Source organism: Saccharopolyspora montiporae, from assembly GCF_015209505.1.
GTDB classification, from domain to species: domain Bacteria; phylum Actinomycetota; class Actinomycetes; order Mycobacteriales; family Pseudonocardiaceae; genus Saccharopolyspora; species Saccharopolyspora montiporae.
Genome location: NZ_JADEYC010000014.1, coordinates 54213 through 69213, shown reverse-complemented (window position 1 = coordinate 69213; position 15001 = coordinate 54213). Strand labels below are relative to the sequence as shown.

Annotated in this window: 13 protein-coding genes, 1 pseudogene and 1 riboswitch; of the genes and pseudogenes, 3 read left to right on the top strand and 11 right to left on the bottom strand. The window is 71.2% G+C overall.

Going from position 1 to position 15001, the window contains the following annotated elements; all coding sequences use genetic code 11:
- Nucleotides 1–6 precede the first annotated feature (6 nt).
- From lepA to IQ251_RS08735, 4 genes are all read right to left on the bottom strand, one after another.
- Nucleotides 7–1860, bottom strand: coding sequence for a translation elongation factor 4 (lepA, locus tag IQ251_RS08750; protein WP_370591284.1), 1854 nt, complete (start codon nucleotides 1858–1860; stop codon nucleotides 7–9).
- A 94-nt stretch (nucleotides 1861–1954) separates the two neighbouring features.
- Complete coding sequence (locus IQ251_RS08745) at nucleotides 1955–2335, bottom strand: VOC family protein (protein ID WP_193927983.1); 381 nt, start codon at nucleotides 2333–2335, stop codon at nucleotides 1955–1957.
- 43 nt (nucleotides 2336–2378) lie between these two features.
- Complete coding sequence (locus IQ251_RS08740) at nucleotides 2379–3236, bottom strand: EamA family transporter (RefSeq protein WP_193927982.1); 858 nt, start codon at nucleotides 3234–3236, stop codon at nucleotides 2379–2381.
- Between the two features lie 88 nt (nucleotides 3237–3324).
- A complete protein-coding gene (locus IQ251_RS08735; RefSeq protein ID WP_370591283.1) occupies nucleotides 3325–4131 on the bottom strand; it encodes a sulfite exporter TauE/SafE family protein in 807 nt (268 codons plus the stop codon).
- Nucleotides 4132–4416: 285 nt separating this feature from the next.
- Here IQ251_RS08735 and rpsT point away from each other — a divergent pair, with 285 nt between their 5' ends.
- Nucleotides 4417–4677, top strand: coding sequence for a 30S ribosomal protein S20 (gene rpsT / locus IQ251_RS08730; RefSeq protein WP_193927980.1), 261 nt, complete (start codon nucleotides 4417–4419; stop codon nucleotides 4675–4677).
- A gap of 92 nt (nucleotides 4678–4769) precedes the next feature.
- Here the strand turns inward: rpsT and holA are convergent, their stop codons facing one another.
- Nucleotides 4770–5750: a DNA polymerase III subunit delta gene (gene holA, locus IQ251_RS08725; protein ID WP_193927979.1), complete on the bottom strand. Its 981-nt coding sequence runs from the start codon at nucleotides 5748–5750 to the stop codon at nucleotides 4770–4772.
- Nucleotides 5751–5835: 85 nt separating this feature from the next.
- Nucleotides 5836–5965, top strand: a riboswitch (SAM riboswitch).
- A gap of 12 nt (nucleotides 5966–5977) precedes the next feature.
- On the opposite strand from holA, the gene thrC reads away from it, so the two are divergent.
- The gene (thrC, locus tag IQ251_RS08720) at nucleotides 5978–7246 is read left to right on the top strand and encodes a threonine synthase (RefSeq protein ID WP_193927978.1); all 1269 of its coding nucleotides are present in this window, start codon (nucleotides 5978–5980) and stop codon (nucleotides 7244–7246) included.
- A gap of 135 nt (nucleotides 7247–7381) precedes the next feature.
- Here the strand turns inward: thrC and IQ251_RS08715 are convergent, their stop codons facing one another.
- From IQ251_RS08715 to rsfS, 5 genes are all read right to left on the bottom strand, one after another.
- Nucleotides 7382–9721: a DNA internalization-related competence protein ComEC/Rec2 gene (locus IQ251_RS08715; protein ID WP_193927977.1), complete on the bottom strand. Its 2340-nt coding sequence runs from the start codon at nucleotides 9719–9721 to the stop codon at nucleotides 7382–7384.
- Nucleotides 9718–10509, bottom strand: a complete 792-nt coding sequence (locus IQ251_RS08710) for a ComEA family DNA-binding protein (protein ID WP_193927976.1) — start codon at nucleotides 10507–10509, stop codon at nucleotides 9718–9720. The genes IQ251_RS08715 and IQ251_RS08710 overlap by 4 nt, the downstream gene beginning before the upstream one ends.
- A gap of 96 nt (nucleotides 10510–10605) precedes the next feature.
- Entirely contained in the window at nucleotides 10606–11472 is an 867-nt protein-coding gene (locus IQ251_RS08705) for a DegV family protein (RefSeq protein WP_193927975.1), read from the bottom strand.
- A 55-nt stretch (nucleotides 11473–11527) separates the two neighbouring features.
- Complete coding sequence (locus IQ251_RS08700) at nucleotides 11528–12148, bottom strand: histidine phosphatase family protein (RefSeq protein WP_193927974.1); 621 nt, start codon at nucleotides 12146–12148, stop codon at nucleotides 11528–11530.
- Nucleotides 12145–12546 carry a ribosome silencing factor gene (rsfS, locus tag IQ251_RS08695; RefSeq protein WP_193927973.1) on the bottom strand — a complete coding sequence of 134 codons (402 nt, stop codon included), beginning with the start codon at nucleotides 12544–12546 and terminating at the stop codon, nucleotides 12145–12147. The genes IQ251_RS08700 and rsfS overlap by 4 nt, the downstream gene beginning before the upstream one ends.
- 272 nt (nucleotides 12547–12818) lie before the next feature.
- Between rsfS and IQ251_RS08690 the strand changes: the two are divergent.
- Nucleotides 12819–13511 (top strand): annotated as a pseudogene (locus IQ251_RS08690) (alpha/beta fold hydrolase); the annotation flags it as partial.
- Between the two features lie 287 nt (nucleotides 13512–13798).
- Here the strand turns inward: IQ251_RS08690 and IQ251_RS08685 are convergent.
- The gene (locus IQ251_RS08685) at nucleotides 13799–14623 is read right to left on the bottom strand and encodes a class I SAM-dependent methyltransferase (RefSeq protein ID WP_193927972.1); all 825 of its coding nucleotides are present in this window, start codon (nucleotides 14621–14623) and stop codon (nucleotides 13799–13801) included.
- Nucleotides 14624–15001 lie beyond the last annotated feature (378 nt).

Below are 15001 nucleotides of genomic sequence, written 5' to 3'. Positions count from 1 at the left end.
CCCGGCTCACTTCTTGCCCTTGGGCTTGTCCTCCTGGCTGCCCTCGTCGGTGGACAGCGCAGCGACGAACGCCTCCTGCGGGACCTCGACGCGGCCGATGGTCTTCATCCGCTTCTTGCCTTCCTTCTGCTTCTCCAGCAGCTTGCGCTTGCGGCTGATGTCGCCGCCGTAGCACTTGGACAGCACGTCCTTGCGGATGGCGCGGATCGTCTCGCGGGCGATGATGCGGGACCCGATCGCCGCCTGGATCGGCACCTCGAACTGCTGGCGCGGGATCAGTTCGCGCAGCTTGGTGGCCATCTTGGTGCCGTAGCCGTACGCCCCGTCGCGGTGCACGATCGCGCTGAACGCGTCCACCGCCTCGCCCTGCAGCAGGATGTCCACCTTCACCAGGTTCGAGGCCTGTGTCCCGGACTCCTCGTAGTCCATCGAGGCGTAACCGCGGGTGCGCGACTTGAGCTGGTCGAAGAAGTCGAAGACGATCTCGCCCAGCGGCAGCGTGTAGCGCAGTTCGACGCGACTCTCCGACAGGTAGTCCATCCCGGACATCTCGCCGCGGCGGCTCTGGCACAGGTCCATGACCGTACCGACGAATTCGGACGGCACGATCACCGTGCACTTGGCCACCGGCTCGTGTACCTCGCCGATCTTGCCCTCCGGCCAGTCCGAGGGGTTGGTGACCTCGACCTCGGTGCCGTCCTCCAGGAACACCTGGTAGACGACGTTGGGCGCGGTGGAGATGAGGTTCAGCCCGTACTCGCGCTCCAGCCGGGCGCGGGTGATCTCCAGGTGCAGCAGGCCCAGGAAGCCGCAGCGGAACCCGAAGCCCAGCGCCCCGGACGTCTCCGGCTCGTAGGTCAGCGCCGCGTCGTTGAGCAGCAGCTTGTCCAGCGCGTCGCGCAGCAGCGGGTAATCGCTGCCGTCCATCGGGTACAGCCCGGAGTAGACCATCGGTTTGGGCTCCCGGTAGCCCGGGAGCGGCTCGGCGGCGCCCTTCTTCTCGGCGGTGACGGTGTCACCGACCTTGGACTGGCGGACGTCCTTCACACCGGTGATCAGGTAGCCGACCTCGCCCACGCCCAGACCGGCGGTGGGCTTGGGCTCCGGGGAGATGATGCCCACTTCGAGCAGCTCGTGCGTGGCGCCGGTGGACATCATCCGGATCCGCTCGCGCGGGGTGATCTTGCCGTCCACGACCCTGATGTAGGTGACCACACCGCGGTAGGTGTCGTAGATCGAATCGAAGATCATCGCTCGCGCGGGCGAGTCGGCCGTGCCCTCGGGGCCGGGGACCTGCTGGACCACCGCGTCGAGCACCGCCTCCACGCCCTGGCCCGTCTTCGCCGAAACCTGCAGCACGTCCTCGGGTTCGCAGCCGATGATGTGCGCCAGTTCTTCCGCGTACTTCTCCGGTTCCGCCGCGGGCAGGTCGATCTTGTTGAGCACCGGCACGATCTGCAGCTCGTGCTCCATGGCCAGGTACAGGTTGGCCAGCGTCTGCGCCTCGATGCCCTGCGCGGCGTCGACCAGCAGGATCGCGCCCTCGCACGCGGCCAGCGAGCGGCTGACCTCGTAGCTGAAGTCGACGTGGCCAGGGGTGTCGATCATGTGCAGCACGTGATCGACACCGTCCGCTGCCCAGGGCATGCGCACGTTCTGCGCCTTGATCGTGATGCCCCGCTCCCGCTCGATGTCCATCCGGTCGAGGTACTGGGCCCGGTACGCGCGCTCCTCCAACACGCCGGTGAGCTGCAGCATCCGGTCGGCCAGCGTCGACTTGCCGTGGTCGATGTGCGCGATGATGCAGAAGTTCCGGATGCGCTCCGGGGACGTGAAGGTGGTCTCGGCGAAACTGCTCACGGGGTGTTCCTCGCGGATCTCGACTGGTGCGGGACGTGGAACCCATCGTCCCACGACAGGCCGAACATCCGGCGGCCAACTCCGGTGCCGGCGCTCAGGGCTCGCGCTGGTCCACGCGGATCGGGTGGTCGGCCGGGATCTCGACCAGCACGATGCGCATGCCGTCCGGATCGGCGATCCAGCCCTCGTCCAGCCCCCAAGGCTTGCGTTCGGGCTCGGCAAGCACCGGCACACCGCGCTCGCGCAGCCGCTCGAACTCCCCGCGCAGATCACGGACCTGCAGCCACAGCACCTGGTCCGGACTGGGACCGTCCTGGGCCGACCCGGAGACCTCCAGGAAGCCCTGTCCCGCGAAGAACACCGTGCCGCCGGGGAATTCGCGGGAGACCGCCAGCCCCAGCACGTCGCGGTAGAAGCCGACAGCGCGTTCCCGGTCCCGCGGGTGCAGGATCAACCTGCTGCTGAGCACGTCCATGCCCCTGTTCTACCCGCCGGGCGCACCTGCCGCCGCGGCGCGCTCACGCCAGCCCCAGCAGCACCACCCCGAGCAGGACGATCGCCGCTCCGGTCAGCCGGCGAACGGGTTGCGCCTCGCCCAGCACCCGCCACGCGAGCAGACCGGCCAGCACGATGCTCAGCTCGCGGCCGGGCGCGACCAGGCTCACCGGGGCGAGGCGCATCGCGAACAGCACGAGGATGTAGGCCAGCGGGGACAGGACCGCCACGGCGAGCACTTCTCGGCGGTAAGTGGTCCAGGTCTCGGCGATGCGCCCGCGCCGCACCGCCGCGTACGGGGCCAGCAGCAGCGATCGTCCGAGGTTGTTGCTCCAGTCGAACAGCAGCGGGGCGATCGCGAGCGCGGTCACCGCATGCGCGTCCCACACCGTGTACAGCGCGATGAGCGAACCGCACAGCAGACCGAACGCGGCACCTCCGGCACCGAACCGGGGCACGCCGTCGGCGAAACCGATCACGAACACCCCGAGCACGACCACCGCCCCACCGGCGAGACCCAGCGGGCCCGGTCGTTCGCCGAGCACGAGCACGGCGATGAACATCGCCAGCAGCGGCCCGGTTCCGCGCGCCAGCGGGTAGACCACCGACATGTCGCCGACGGCGTAGCCGCGCTGCAGCGTCAGGTAGTAGCCCAGGTGCAGCACGGCGCTGACGAGCGCTACCAGCAGCCAGGGCCGCCAGTCCGGGAGCGGGAACACCAGCAGGGAGACCAGCATCACCGGCAGGTACAGCACCGCGGAGGCGGCCGCGGTGAGCCAGACGAATCCGGCCCCGGCGGAACCGGCGCGCTTGGCGAAGAAGTTCCAGCCGGCATGCGCGAAGGCCGCCGCCACCACGAGAACCAGACCGAGCGCGCCCATCACCGACCTCCCAGGTGGTCCGCTCGAACGTCGCGGGGACATTACCGACCGCGACCCGGTCCGGAAAGGACGCACGCGAGCGCCGGAATCAGCCCGCTGCGGCGACCTTCCAGCCGAGGCTGACCAGGAGTCCGACCAGCACGGTGAGGAACACCCGGCGCACGAAACCGGATCCGCGCCGGGCGGCCACGACCGCGCCGAGCACGCTGCCGGCCGCGTTGCTGATCGCGAGCGCGATCCCCAGTCCCCACAGCACCTTGCCCGCCGGCACGAAGAAGACCAGCGCACCGATGTTCGTGGCCACGTTCACCACCTTGGCCGCGGCGGAGGCGTGCAGGAACGCGTACCCGACCAGGCCCACCAGCAGGAACACCAGGAACGAGCCCGTTCCCGGCCCGGCGATGCCGTCCCAGAACCCGATGACCGCCCCACCGGCCAGCATCGCCAGCAGCTGCGCGGATCGCGCGAACCGCGGGGCGTCGACGGAACCCAGGTCGGGCCTGCGCCAGGTGTAGACGCCGACGACCACCAGTGCGGCCAGCACCACGGCGTTGAGCACCCCGGACGGCAGCGCGTCGGCGAAAACGGCCCCGCCGAGCGAACCGAGCAGGGCCACCGCGGCCATGGGAATCGCTGCGCGCCAATCGATCGGCGTCTTGCGAGCGTAGGTCCAGGCCGCCGCGCCGGTGCCGGCGATCGAGGCCACCTTGCTGGTGGCCAGGGAATGGATGGCCGCTCCACCAGGTGCCACCAGCAGGATCGCGGGCAGTTGGATCAGGCCGCCACCACCGACCATCGCGTCGACGGCCCCGGCCAGGAAGGCCGCCGCGCACAGGAACAGCAGGGCGGCGAGCGTGAGATCGGCGAAGCCCGGCCAGTTCAGCTCGGTGAACACGGACGGCGACTCTAGGCCAGCGGACCCGCGCGCAGGGCGGATGCCGAACATGGTCGTGATCACCCTCCGCGGAGGTTGGTCGCGGCGGAACCGACCCCCTAGGCTGGGGACCGCCGTTCCCGGGCCGCGCAGCAGCGCGTGCCCTCCCGTCGACGTCTCCGCAGGTCGGCGCTGTTACTCTGGATTTCGTGCCGTGCGGCATTCCGCAGTGGAGGAAGGCTGCCCAGCGCAGCGCCGTTGAAGCGCGGCACGAATCGACAGCGCGAGACGAGGAAGAGGCGCACAGTGGCCAACATCAAGTCCAAGGTCAAGCGGATCAAGACCAACGAGCAGAACCGGCAGCGCAACAAGGCCGCGAAGTCGTCGGTCAAGACCGCCATCCGCAAGTTCCGCGAGGCCGCTGCCGCCGGTGACAAGGACAAGGCCGTCGAGCTGCAGCAGGCCGCGGGCCGCGCGCTGGACAAGGCCGCCAGCAAGGGCGTGCTCCACAAGAACCAGGCCGCCAACAAGAAGTCGGCGATGGCCAAGCGCGCCAACTCGCTCTGAGCGACCGGATCGGCGCAGCACCGCTGCGCACCCGGATCTGATGAGGGCACCCCGGAGGACGTTCGGGGTGCCCTTTTCGCGTCAGCGGCCGGTCAGCGCCCGTTGCGCAGGGCGGCGAGCTCGCGCACGGTGCGCTCCAGCGCGTAGTCGGCGTCCGCGGCCTGCCCCTTGACCTCGCCGTTGACCCGGGCGACGACCTGCAGCGCGGCGGCGACTGACGTGCTGCTCCAGCCCCGGGCCTGCGCCTGCGCCTTCTTGACCTTCCACGGCGGCATCCCCAGGTCCCCGGCCAGGCGGAACGGGTCCCCGCGCCCGGCCGAGGCGACCCGGCCGATGGTGCGCACCGCGTCGGCGAGCGCATCGGCGATCAGCACGTGCGGCACACCCAGTTGCAGGGCCCAGCGCAGCGCTTCGTACGCCGCGGCCGCGTCCCCGGTGACGGCCTTCTCCGCCACGGTGAAGCCGGTGACCTCGGCTCGCCCCCGGTGGTACTGGCGCACCGCGTCCTCGTCGACCCTGCCGCCGGTGTCGGCCACCAGCTGGGTGACCGAGGAGGACAGTTCACGCAGGTCGGTACCCACTGTTTCGATCAGCGCGGACACCGCGGCCGCGTCGATCCTGCCCCCGGCCCGGCGGGCCTCATCGGCGACGAACGCCTCGCGTTCGGCGGGTTTGCTGATCTTCGTGCACTCGGTGACGGCAGCGCCGAGTTTGCGCAGCGCCGCGGGCAGTTCCTTGGCGTGCTTGGAGCGTCCACCGCCGGAGTGCACGACGATCAGCACCAGCCCGTCGGCCGGTTGCCGCGCGTGCGTGAGCAGGGCTTCGGTGATCTCCTTGCCCGCTTCCTGCGCAGCTTCCAGCGCGATCACGCGGTCTTCCGCGAACAGCGACGGGCTGAGCAGTTCGTCCAGTTCGGGACCGGTGAGTTCACTCACCTTCACCCTGCGCAGCTCGGCTTCGGGCGCCGACTCGCGCGCTCGTGCGGCTGCGGAGCGCACCGCCCGCTCGACCAGCAGTTCCTCGTCACCGACGACCAGTTGCAGCGGATCCGCGGAGGCTGCTGAGGCGCTCATACCGGCATCGTCCCACGGTTGCGGCGGGGGGACGGCACTGGCCAGGAGCGGTCCCCGTCCATTAACGTTGCTGGCACAACCGAATAGCTCATCCAGAGGGGCAGAGGGAACGGCCCGTTGAAGCCCCGGCAACCGTTGTCGGCGAATCGTGTTCTACCGCGAGGCCGCCGACGAAAAAGGTGCCAATTCCGACCCGTCCGCGGGATAGATGAGGAAAGGACCTCGCGATGACAGCTGCCGCCCGAACCCGGACCACCGGCAAGGCCCTCGACCTGGGCCCCGCCGCCGAGCTGGTGTCCAAAGAAGAGAAGCACCGCCAGCCGCTGGCACCCGAGTTCGTGTCGCTGGAGGACTTCTCCCCGCTGGAAGTGGCCTACGACTTCGGGACGGTGCGGCGCGCGGACATCGAAGCCGGCCCGCGCTCCATCTGGCGCTACAAGCAGCTCCTGCCGGTCCCGTCCGATGTGGAGCAGCACGCCAGTACCGATCCCGGCTGTACCAGGCTGATCCGCGCGGACAACCTGGCCAAGGCGCTGGGCGTCAAGCGGATCTGGGTCAAGGACGACACGGGCAACCCGACGCACTCGTTCAAGGACCGCGTGGTGGCCGTGGCGTTGGCCGCCGCCCGCGAGTTCGGCTTCAAGGTGCTGGCCTGCCCGTCCACCGGCAACCTCGCCAACGCGGTGGCGGCGGCGGCCGCGCGGGCCGGCTGGGATTCGGTCGTGCTGGTGCCCAAGACGCTGGAGAAGGCCAAGATCCTGATGAGCGCGGTGTACGACACCTCGCTGCTGGCCGTCGACGGCAACTACGACGACGTGAACCGGCTGGCCACCGAGCTCGCCGGGGAGCACGAGGACTGGGCGTTCGTCAACGTCAACGTGCGGCCGTACTACTCCGAGGGCTCCAAGACGCTGGCCTTCGAGGTCGCCGAGCAGCTCGGGTGGCGACTGCCGGAACAGATCGTGGTCCCGATCGCCTCCGGATCGCAGCTGACCAAGGTGCACAAGGGCTTCAACGAGCTGGGCGAGGTCGGCCTCGTCGAGCCGAGCCCGACCAAGATCTTCGGCGCGCAGGCGACCGGCTGCTCCCCGGTGGCCACGGCCTACAAGGAAGGCCAGGACGTGGTGCAACCGGTGCGGCCGGACACGATCGCCCGCTCGCTGGCCATCGGCGCCCCGGCCGACGGGCCCTACGTGCTCGACACCGTCCGGCAGACGGGTGGGTCGATCGAGGACGTCACCGACGACGAGGTGCGCGAGGGCATCAAACTGCTGGCCCGGACCGAGGGCATCTTCGCCGAGACCGCGGGCGGCGTGACCGTCGCCACCGCTAAGAAGCTCATCGAAGCGGGCAAGATCGACCCGGACGCCGAGACCGTGCTGCTGATCACCGGCGACGGACTCAAGACCCTGGATGCGGTCCAGGACGGGATCGGCCCGAAGGCCACGGTGTCGCCCTCGGTCGAGGCCGTCGACGAGGCGCTGCGCCAGGCCTGAGCCCGCAGCGGAACCGCCCTGCCCACGCCCGGGCAGGGCGGGCGCCCGACGGTCGAGCCCGCGAGGGCGCGGCACCCGACTACCGCGAAATTCGTTGTTGTGGCGGGGTTCTCGCTGTCGCAGCGGATGCGCACCTCACTCCTCGTCAGCACGTAGCGGGTCCCCGCGCGCAGCCACCTGCACGCCGTGCGTACCGGGTAGCACGGCGATGTGCCCGTCCTGGTCGGTGCGCAGCACGCGGGTACCGGTGCCGCGCAGCGCATCGAGCACCAACGGGCTCGGATGCCCGTAGTCGTTGTCCGCGCCGACGCTGGCGACCGCCACGCGCGGGGCGACCGCGCGCAGGAACTCAGGGGAGCTGTACCGGGATCCGTGGTGCGGGATCTTGAGCACGTCCGCACGCAGATCCGCGCCGGAGGCCAGCAACCGCTGCTGGGCCGGGATTTCCACGTCACCGGTGAGCAGCACGCGCCCGGCCGGGGTGCGTGCCCGCAGCACCACGGAGGCGTCGTTGGCGTCCTCCGGCCCGAGTTCCGCCGCGTCCCCGGCCGGTGCCAGCACGTCCAGCCGTAGCCGGGGCCAGTCGGCTCGCTGCCCTTCCTGCAGCGGGATGACCGGAACGCCGCGTTCGCGGGTCTGCCGGACGACCTCGTCCATCGCCCACGCCGGTTCGCGCAGCGGCCCGACGGCCACCGCACCGACCGGGTGCCGGGCGAGCACCGCGCCGAGCCCGCTGACGTGGTCGGCGTGCAGGTGGGTGAGCACCACGAGCGGGATCCGCCGCACACCCAGCCCACGGAGGCACTCGGCCTGCCGGGACGGATCCGGACCGGTATCCACCACGATGGCCTCGTCCGCGCGCCCGGTAGCGAGTACCAGACCGTCGCCTTGCCCGACGTCGCAGGCGATCATGCTCCAGTCCCGACCCGGCCAACCAGGCAGCGCCGTGCGCACCGGAACCAGCACGAGCACGCCGACCACGACCGCCACCAGCACCAGCAACCGGTTCCGCTTGCTGCGCAGCACCACCAGTGCGACGGCGGTGATCGCGGCCAGCAGCAGTCCGCCCACTCCCCCGCTCGGCCAGTCGACCACCGCACCGGGGACGCGCGCCGCCCGGTCGGCCACCAGCAGCACCCATTCCAGCTCGGGACCGGCCAGCCGCGCGCAGAGCCGGGCGAGCCAGTCGGCCAGCGGCGCGGTGACCGTGCTCAACACGCCCAGCACGGTCGCCGGGGCGACCAACGGGCCGGCCAGCAGGTTGGCGAGGACGGCGACCACGCTGACCTCCCCGAACATCCCCGCGACCAGCGGGGCCGTGACGACCTGCGCCGCCGCCGACACCGCGACGGCCTCGGCGACACCGGCGGGCACGCCCCGCTCGCGCAGCGCGTGCGCCCAGACCGGTGCTACGACGACCAATCCCGCGGTCGCCGCGACCGACAGCGCGAAGCCCGCCGTGGTGGCCATTTCCGGTAACACCAGCAGCAGACCGATCACCGCGGCGGCCAGTGCCGGGAGCGCACTGCGCTGCCTGCCGAGCACCACCGCGAGCAGCGTGACGGCCCCCATCACCGCCGCGCGCAACACGCTGGGCTCCGGACCGGCGAGCACCACGAACCCGGCGAGTGCAGCCGCGGAACCGAGGGCCCGCAGCACCGGAGGCGCACCCAGCACGTACAGCAGCGCGTAGACCGCTCCGCACACGATCGCCAGGTTGGCTCCGGAAACCGCGGTGAGATGGGTCATTCCGGCATCGGTGAAGTCCTGTTCCACCTCCTGCGGCAGATTGCGCGTGTCCCCCACGACGAGACCGGGCAGCAGCCCCGCCGCACCGGGAGACAGCACGTCCGCCGATGCCCGGCGCAGCCCTTCGCGCAGGTCTTCCGCCGTGCGCTGCCAGCCCGGTGGCTGCGTCGGCTCCGCCGGGGGCTCGAACGTCTGCAGCACCGCGATGGTCAGCTCACCTGCCTCGGCGGGCGCGGCCTTGGCAGTGACCACGACCTGCTGGCCGGCGATGAGGTCCGCCCACCCCGCTGTAGGGACCAGCAGCACCACTCGGCCGTCGGCCTTGCTGACCCGCCCGTCGATGTCCGCCGACTGCACGTTTCCCTGCGCGACCGCGCGCTGGGCGGCCGGGCGGGCACCGTAGGACGCCCCGTCCAGTGGACGCGGCCGAGTGGTCAGCTCGACCCGCGCGGTCACCTCCGCGCCCCGCTCGGCAGCGGCGCGCAGCGGATGTTGCTGCACGGCGTGCCCCCGCACGGCCAGGCCCGTGCATGCCGTACCGATCAGCAGGAGTACGACCACACCCGCACGGGCAGCGGGACCGGTCCCCCACCGCCGACGGAGGATGCCTGCCGCTAGCAGCGCTGCGGCACCGCAGAGCGCCGTGCCCAGCGGTCCGGAATGCAGTCCGGCCAGGGTCACTCCCCACACCGCCAGTGCGGCGGGCACCAGCCGCAGGTCGGTCATGACCGCACGAGGTCACGCAGTTCGGAGAACCGCGATTCGCCGATCCCGTCCACTTCGCGCAGCTGCCCGACCGAGGCGAAGCCGTCGTGATCGGTGCGCCACCGCACGATCTGCTGCGCCGTCGACTCGCCCACTCCGGGCAGCTCCTGGAGCTCCTCTGCGTCGGCGGAGTTGAGATCCACCTTGCCGTCCTCGCGGGACTGTTCGGACTGCGGTGGTGGCGGGATCCCGACGTGCAGCTGTTCACCATCGGCCAGTCGGCGCGCGAGGTTGAGCGCGGTGATGTCGGTCTCCGGGAGCGGGCCACCCGCGGCGACGAGCGCATCGGCGACCCGCTCACCGGGTCGAACCGTCACCAGACCGGGCTCGCGCACCCGGCCTACGACGCTGACCACCACCTTTTCCGGCGGTGGAGGTTCGGCGTGCGGTGGTGGGGACACCGGCGGCGGGGGCGGGGCGGGTTCGGCGACCGGCCGGCTGGTCCAGGCGAACACCCCGAAACCCGCGAGGGCGAGCATCGCGACCACCGCCACCGCGAGGACACCGGGGCGGCCGGGGTCCACACGGGACTCGACGAGCGAAGCGGGCAGCCAGCGCAGCGCGAACCGGCGCACCGCCGATGGTGGTTCCGGTTCCCGGTCCGGTGCGGTGTATCCCGGTTCGCAGCGCTGTTCGGCGGTGTCCGAACCGGCGTCCCGGTGCAGGTCGCGCAACCGGTTGCGGGGCGATCGATCCGCCGCGTTCGCCGAAACCTCTCCCGTGCTGCGAAATCCTCCGATGTCCAACATGGAATCGACGATAGGATCGCGGAACCGGTTCCGACAGGGTCACGTTCGCAAGTTGTGGACCATTCGGACCTATGTGGACAACACGACGCCGCCGGTTCAGTTCCCGGCTCGATCCGCGCTGCGCCACCCACCGGGCAGCACGACCGCCCCGACCGCACCCGGACCGATGTGCGCACCGATGACCGCGCCCACTTCAGAGACCACGCAGTCCAGCTCCGCCCCGGCTTCGGCGCGAATCCGAGCGGCGAGCTCCTCGGCCCGGTCCGGTGCGCCCGAGTGGTGCACCGCGACCGCAGAGCCGGAACCGGCCTCGGCGACGGTGAGTTCCACCAACCGGGACACCGCCCTGCTGGTGGTGCGGACCTTCTCCAACGCCTCGATCCGCCCGTCGTGCACGTGCAGCAGCGGTTTGATCGCCAGCGCCGTGCCGAGCACCGCCGCCGCAGTACCGATCCGCCCACCGCGCCGCAGGTGCTCCAGCGTCTGCACGGAGAACCGGGTGGTCGCGGCCTGCGCGGTATCGGCGGCGACCCGAGCCACCTCGTCCGCATCCGCACCCCCGCGCGCGCTGTCCGCGGCGGCCAGCACCGCGAAACCCAGTCCCATGGCCGCCGAGCGGGAATCCACCACCCGGATGCGCCCGGGATCGACGGTGCGCGCCGCGACCCGCGCGGCGTCCCACGTTCCGGACAGCTGCCGGGAGAGGTGCACGGCGACGACCTCGTCCGCCTCGTCCAATGCGGACCGGTAGACCTCGGCCAGCTCCTCCGGTGTGGCTCCGGACGTGGTCACCCGGTGCTTGCGGGCGAAGGCGGCATGCAGGTCGTCCGGCCCGAAGTCCCATTCATCGATCGGGCCGGCACCGTCGACGCTGACGTGCAGCGGCGCGGTGCGCACCCCGTGATCCCGGGCCCGGCCGGGCGGGAGGTAGGCGGTCGAATCGGTGACGACTGCTGTGGGCACGCTGCAACCATACGGCCCCGCCCCACCCGTCCGAGGGACTCGGCCCGCGCGCGGTTCAGCCCTCGTCGGCGACCGAGGCGTTGTAGCGATCCAGCCGCCACGCGTCCACGCCACCGGGCCGCCGGGACAGCACCACCCAGTGGCAGTTGCCCACCCGGCCCAGCGACGGCCAGAGATGCAGCGGCAGGTCCAGCATCCGCGCGGTCAGCGCGATGATGAGCCCGCCGTGCGCGCACAGCAAGGCCGACTCACCGTGCGCCTGGTCGAGCTCCTGCACGACCTCGAACGCGCGCTCGGCGACCTCCAGCCGGGACTCACCACCCGGCGGCGCCCACGCGGGGTCGGCGCGCCACTCGGACATGGCACCGGGCCAGCCGTCCTCGACCTCGGCGCCGGTGAGCCCCTGCCACTCGCCGAGGTGAGTTTCGCGCAGTCGCTTATCCAGGCGGGGCTGCACCCCGCTGACCTCGGAGAACGACGCGGCCGTGACCTGGGCGCGCTGCAGATCGGAGCTGACCGCCAGCTCCGGCCCGAGCTGCGCGACCGCGGGGGCGGCACGCGCCGCCTGCGCCCGGCCCGCACCGCTCAGCTCGCTGTCCAGGTGCCCCTGGATCCGCCCGGCCGCGTTGTAATCCGTCTCCCCGTGCCGCCAGAGCACCACCCGGTGCAGCGTCATTCCTCGGCGTCCGCGCCGGTCGCACCGCCGGCCGGCTCCGCGGAATCCCGGAACTCCACCTGCGGGCAGTCCTTCCAGAGCCGTTCCAGCTGGTAGAAGGCGCGCTCGTCCTCGTGCTGGACGTGCACCACCACGTCGACGAAGTCCAGCAGGACCCAGCGCCCTTCGCGGGCGCCCTCGCGGCGGACCGGCTTGGTCCCGGCGGCGCGCATCTTCTCCTCGATTGCCTCCACGATCGACTCGACCTGCCGCTCGTTGGGGGCGGAGGCGATCAGGAAGCAATCGGTGATGACCAGTTGCTCGGACACGTCGAGCACGACCACATCGGTGGCCTTCTTGTCCGCGGCGGCCTGCGCCGCCACGAGCGCCAGTTCCCGCGCGTTCTCGGTGGCTGCCACAACACTCCTCTCGGGCCCCGACGACCGGAGCACCCGCTGCATCGAGGATAGCCAGCCCGATCCCGATCGACGTCGAGCGGTTCAGCTGCGCCCGGACCACCGCCGATGCTGGGCAGGTCATTCCCGTCTGCTTGCATGAACGCCATGATCGACGTCGACATCAGCGTCCTGGCGCAGCCGGGTGCCGCCGAGCCGCCCGCGGTGTTCGTGCACGGCGTGCTGACCTGGGGACGTGACGACGCTTACGGCTTCGGCCGGCAAACCCCCTCGCCGCCGACCGCCGGATCGTGCTCGTCGACCGCCGCGGCCACGGCGGCAGTCCCGACCTCGCGGGCCCGTACCGCACGGACTACGAGGTCGACGCGCGCGACATCGTCTCGGTCCTCGGCGACGGCGCCCACCTGGTCGGCCACTCCTACGGCGGTGTCGCCGCGATGCTGGCCGCGGCGCAGCGCCCCGATCTCGTCCGGTCGCTGACCCTGATCCAGCCGGGTTCGATGCGCGTCGCCGAGGAGCACCCGGTCATCGCCGACCTCCTCGTCCGGAACCGGGCCGCGACCGCGGAACTGCCTGCCGAGATGACGGCGGAGGAGTACCTGCGCCTCGCGACGGACGGCGTCGGCATGCCCACTCCGCCGGCGACCCCGGAGCGCCTCCGCACGGCCCGCACGTCGATGGGCGAACGCCCGTGCTGGGACGCGCCGGTCGATCTCCGGCCGATCGCCGCCGCGCCGTGGCCGACGCTGGTCATCATCGGCGACTGGGCGGGGGCTCCCGAGGAGTACCGCAGGCTGGCGGGGGAACCGCTCACCATCACCGCCCGGGTCGTCGCAGATCGCGTCGGCGGCGAGCTGCTGACCGTGCCCGGCTTCTACCCGCAGGTGCAAGAACCCGAGCTGGTCAACCACGCGCTGCGGGAGTTCTGGCAGGACGCCGACGCGCAGCGCGCGAAATCCGCCCGCTAGTGGCTACTTCTCCGCCGCGGCGCGCCAGACGTCGAGGAAGTGCCGTTCCAGCCCGATACCCAGGGATAGGACCATGCCGCGCGGAGCGTCCGCACCGAGCGCGGCGCGGGGCTGCTCCCTTCCGAATCGTTCTCAACGAACCATTCACGTCGACGAACTCCCGCACCACATCCCCTACGGCTTCCACGGCCAATTCAGCACGGACCCGACCGGCTAGCGGGCCGGGGGCGTTCACCGCGCCACTCCGGCGCTTTCGTCGATGAGCCTTCGCGGCCATGGCGGACAGCTCACCCGGCTCGGGGCGTGGTGCACCAAGCTCCGTACATCAACGGGCCCAGGACCGTTCCGTTCCGCGCGACGATCTCGGCATCGAGCCGCTCGGTGAGCGTCTCGACCTCGGCCTCCTCGGCTGAGGTGATACCGAGTCTCTCCAGCACCGGCAGCAGCGCGCGAACGGAATTCGACCAGCCGAAGGTCGGTGTCCTGGCACCGCCCCCGACGGGCGCTTCCAGCACGAGGTCGGGTTCAGGCAGGCCGGCCGAGCGAAACGTGGCGTACAGCACCGGCCCCATCCGCGCGTCGACGTCGGCCGCGGCACATGCCTCCAGGAGCCACCCGCGCACCTGCTCCCACAGCGGCGTCGCGTGACTCGTCCACTCGTGAGCCAGATCGCCTTCGTGCATGCACACCAGCCCGCCGGGACGAACCCATTGCGTCACCGCACCCAGTGCAGCGACCGGATCAGGAGTGTGCGCGAGCACGAGACGCCCCACCACCGCGTCGAACTCCCCGTCCAGGACGTCGAGGCCGTCGGTGCTGCGCAGATCACCAGTGCGGAACTCGACGTTGGGCGCACCGGCCGCCAACCGCCGAGCACGTTCCAGCACGTGGGGATCGCGGTCGATACCGACGACGCCGCCGCGCGGCCCCACGGCCTCAGCCGCGAGCAGAGCGACGTTGCCCGCCCCGCTGCCGATGTCGAGCACCCGCATCCCCGGTGCGAGCCCAGCCTGGTCGAACAACCTCGCGGTGAGCGGATCGAGCACCGCGGATTGCGCGCGCAACCGCACATCATCATCGGTCGCCTCGCCGAACACGTACTCGCCGGCCATATCTCCGCCCCCGCTCGCTCCGATCCCGGAACATCGACATCCGGCAGACGTCGAATGGCCCACGTTGAACCGACTTTCGGTATTCGCGTGGCAGTTGATTCCGCGGCCGCTGAACGCTTGCGACGCACATCCGGGAACACAGGCATGGTCGCCGATCGTTCGGTCTGTCCTCTACGATGACTGCCCGAACGGAGTACGCTCCCGGCCGTTCGGCCGCGCTGCTCGGCCGTGCTGGAATCGCCGCTGCCGCCGCACCGAGCGGTGGAGATCTTGACGACGGGGCGCCATCAACAGCTCCGACAGCGTGACCGGAGCGATCTCCGCGTCCCCGAACGCGGCTGCGGAGATCGTGCAGAGCAGCGCGGACGCGATCAGCGA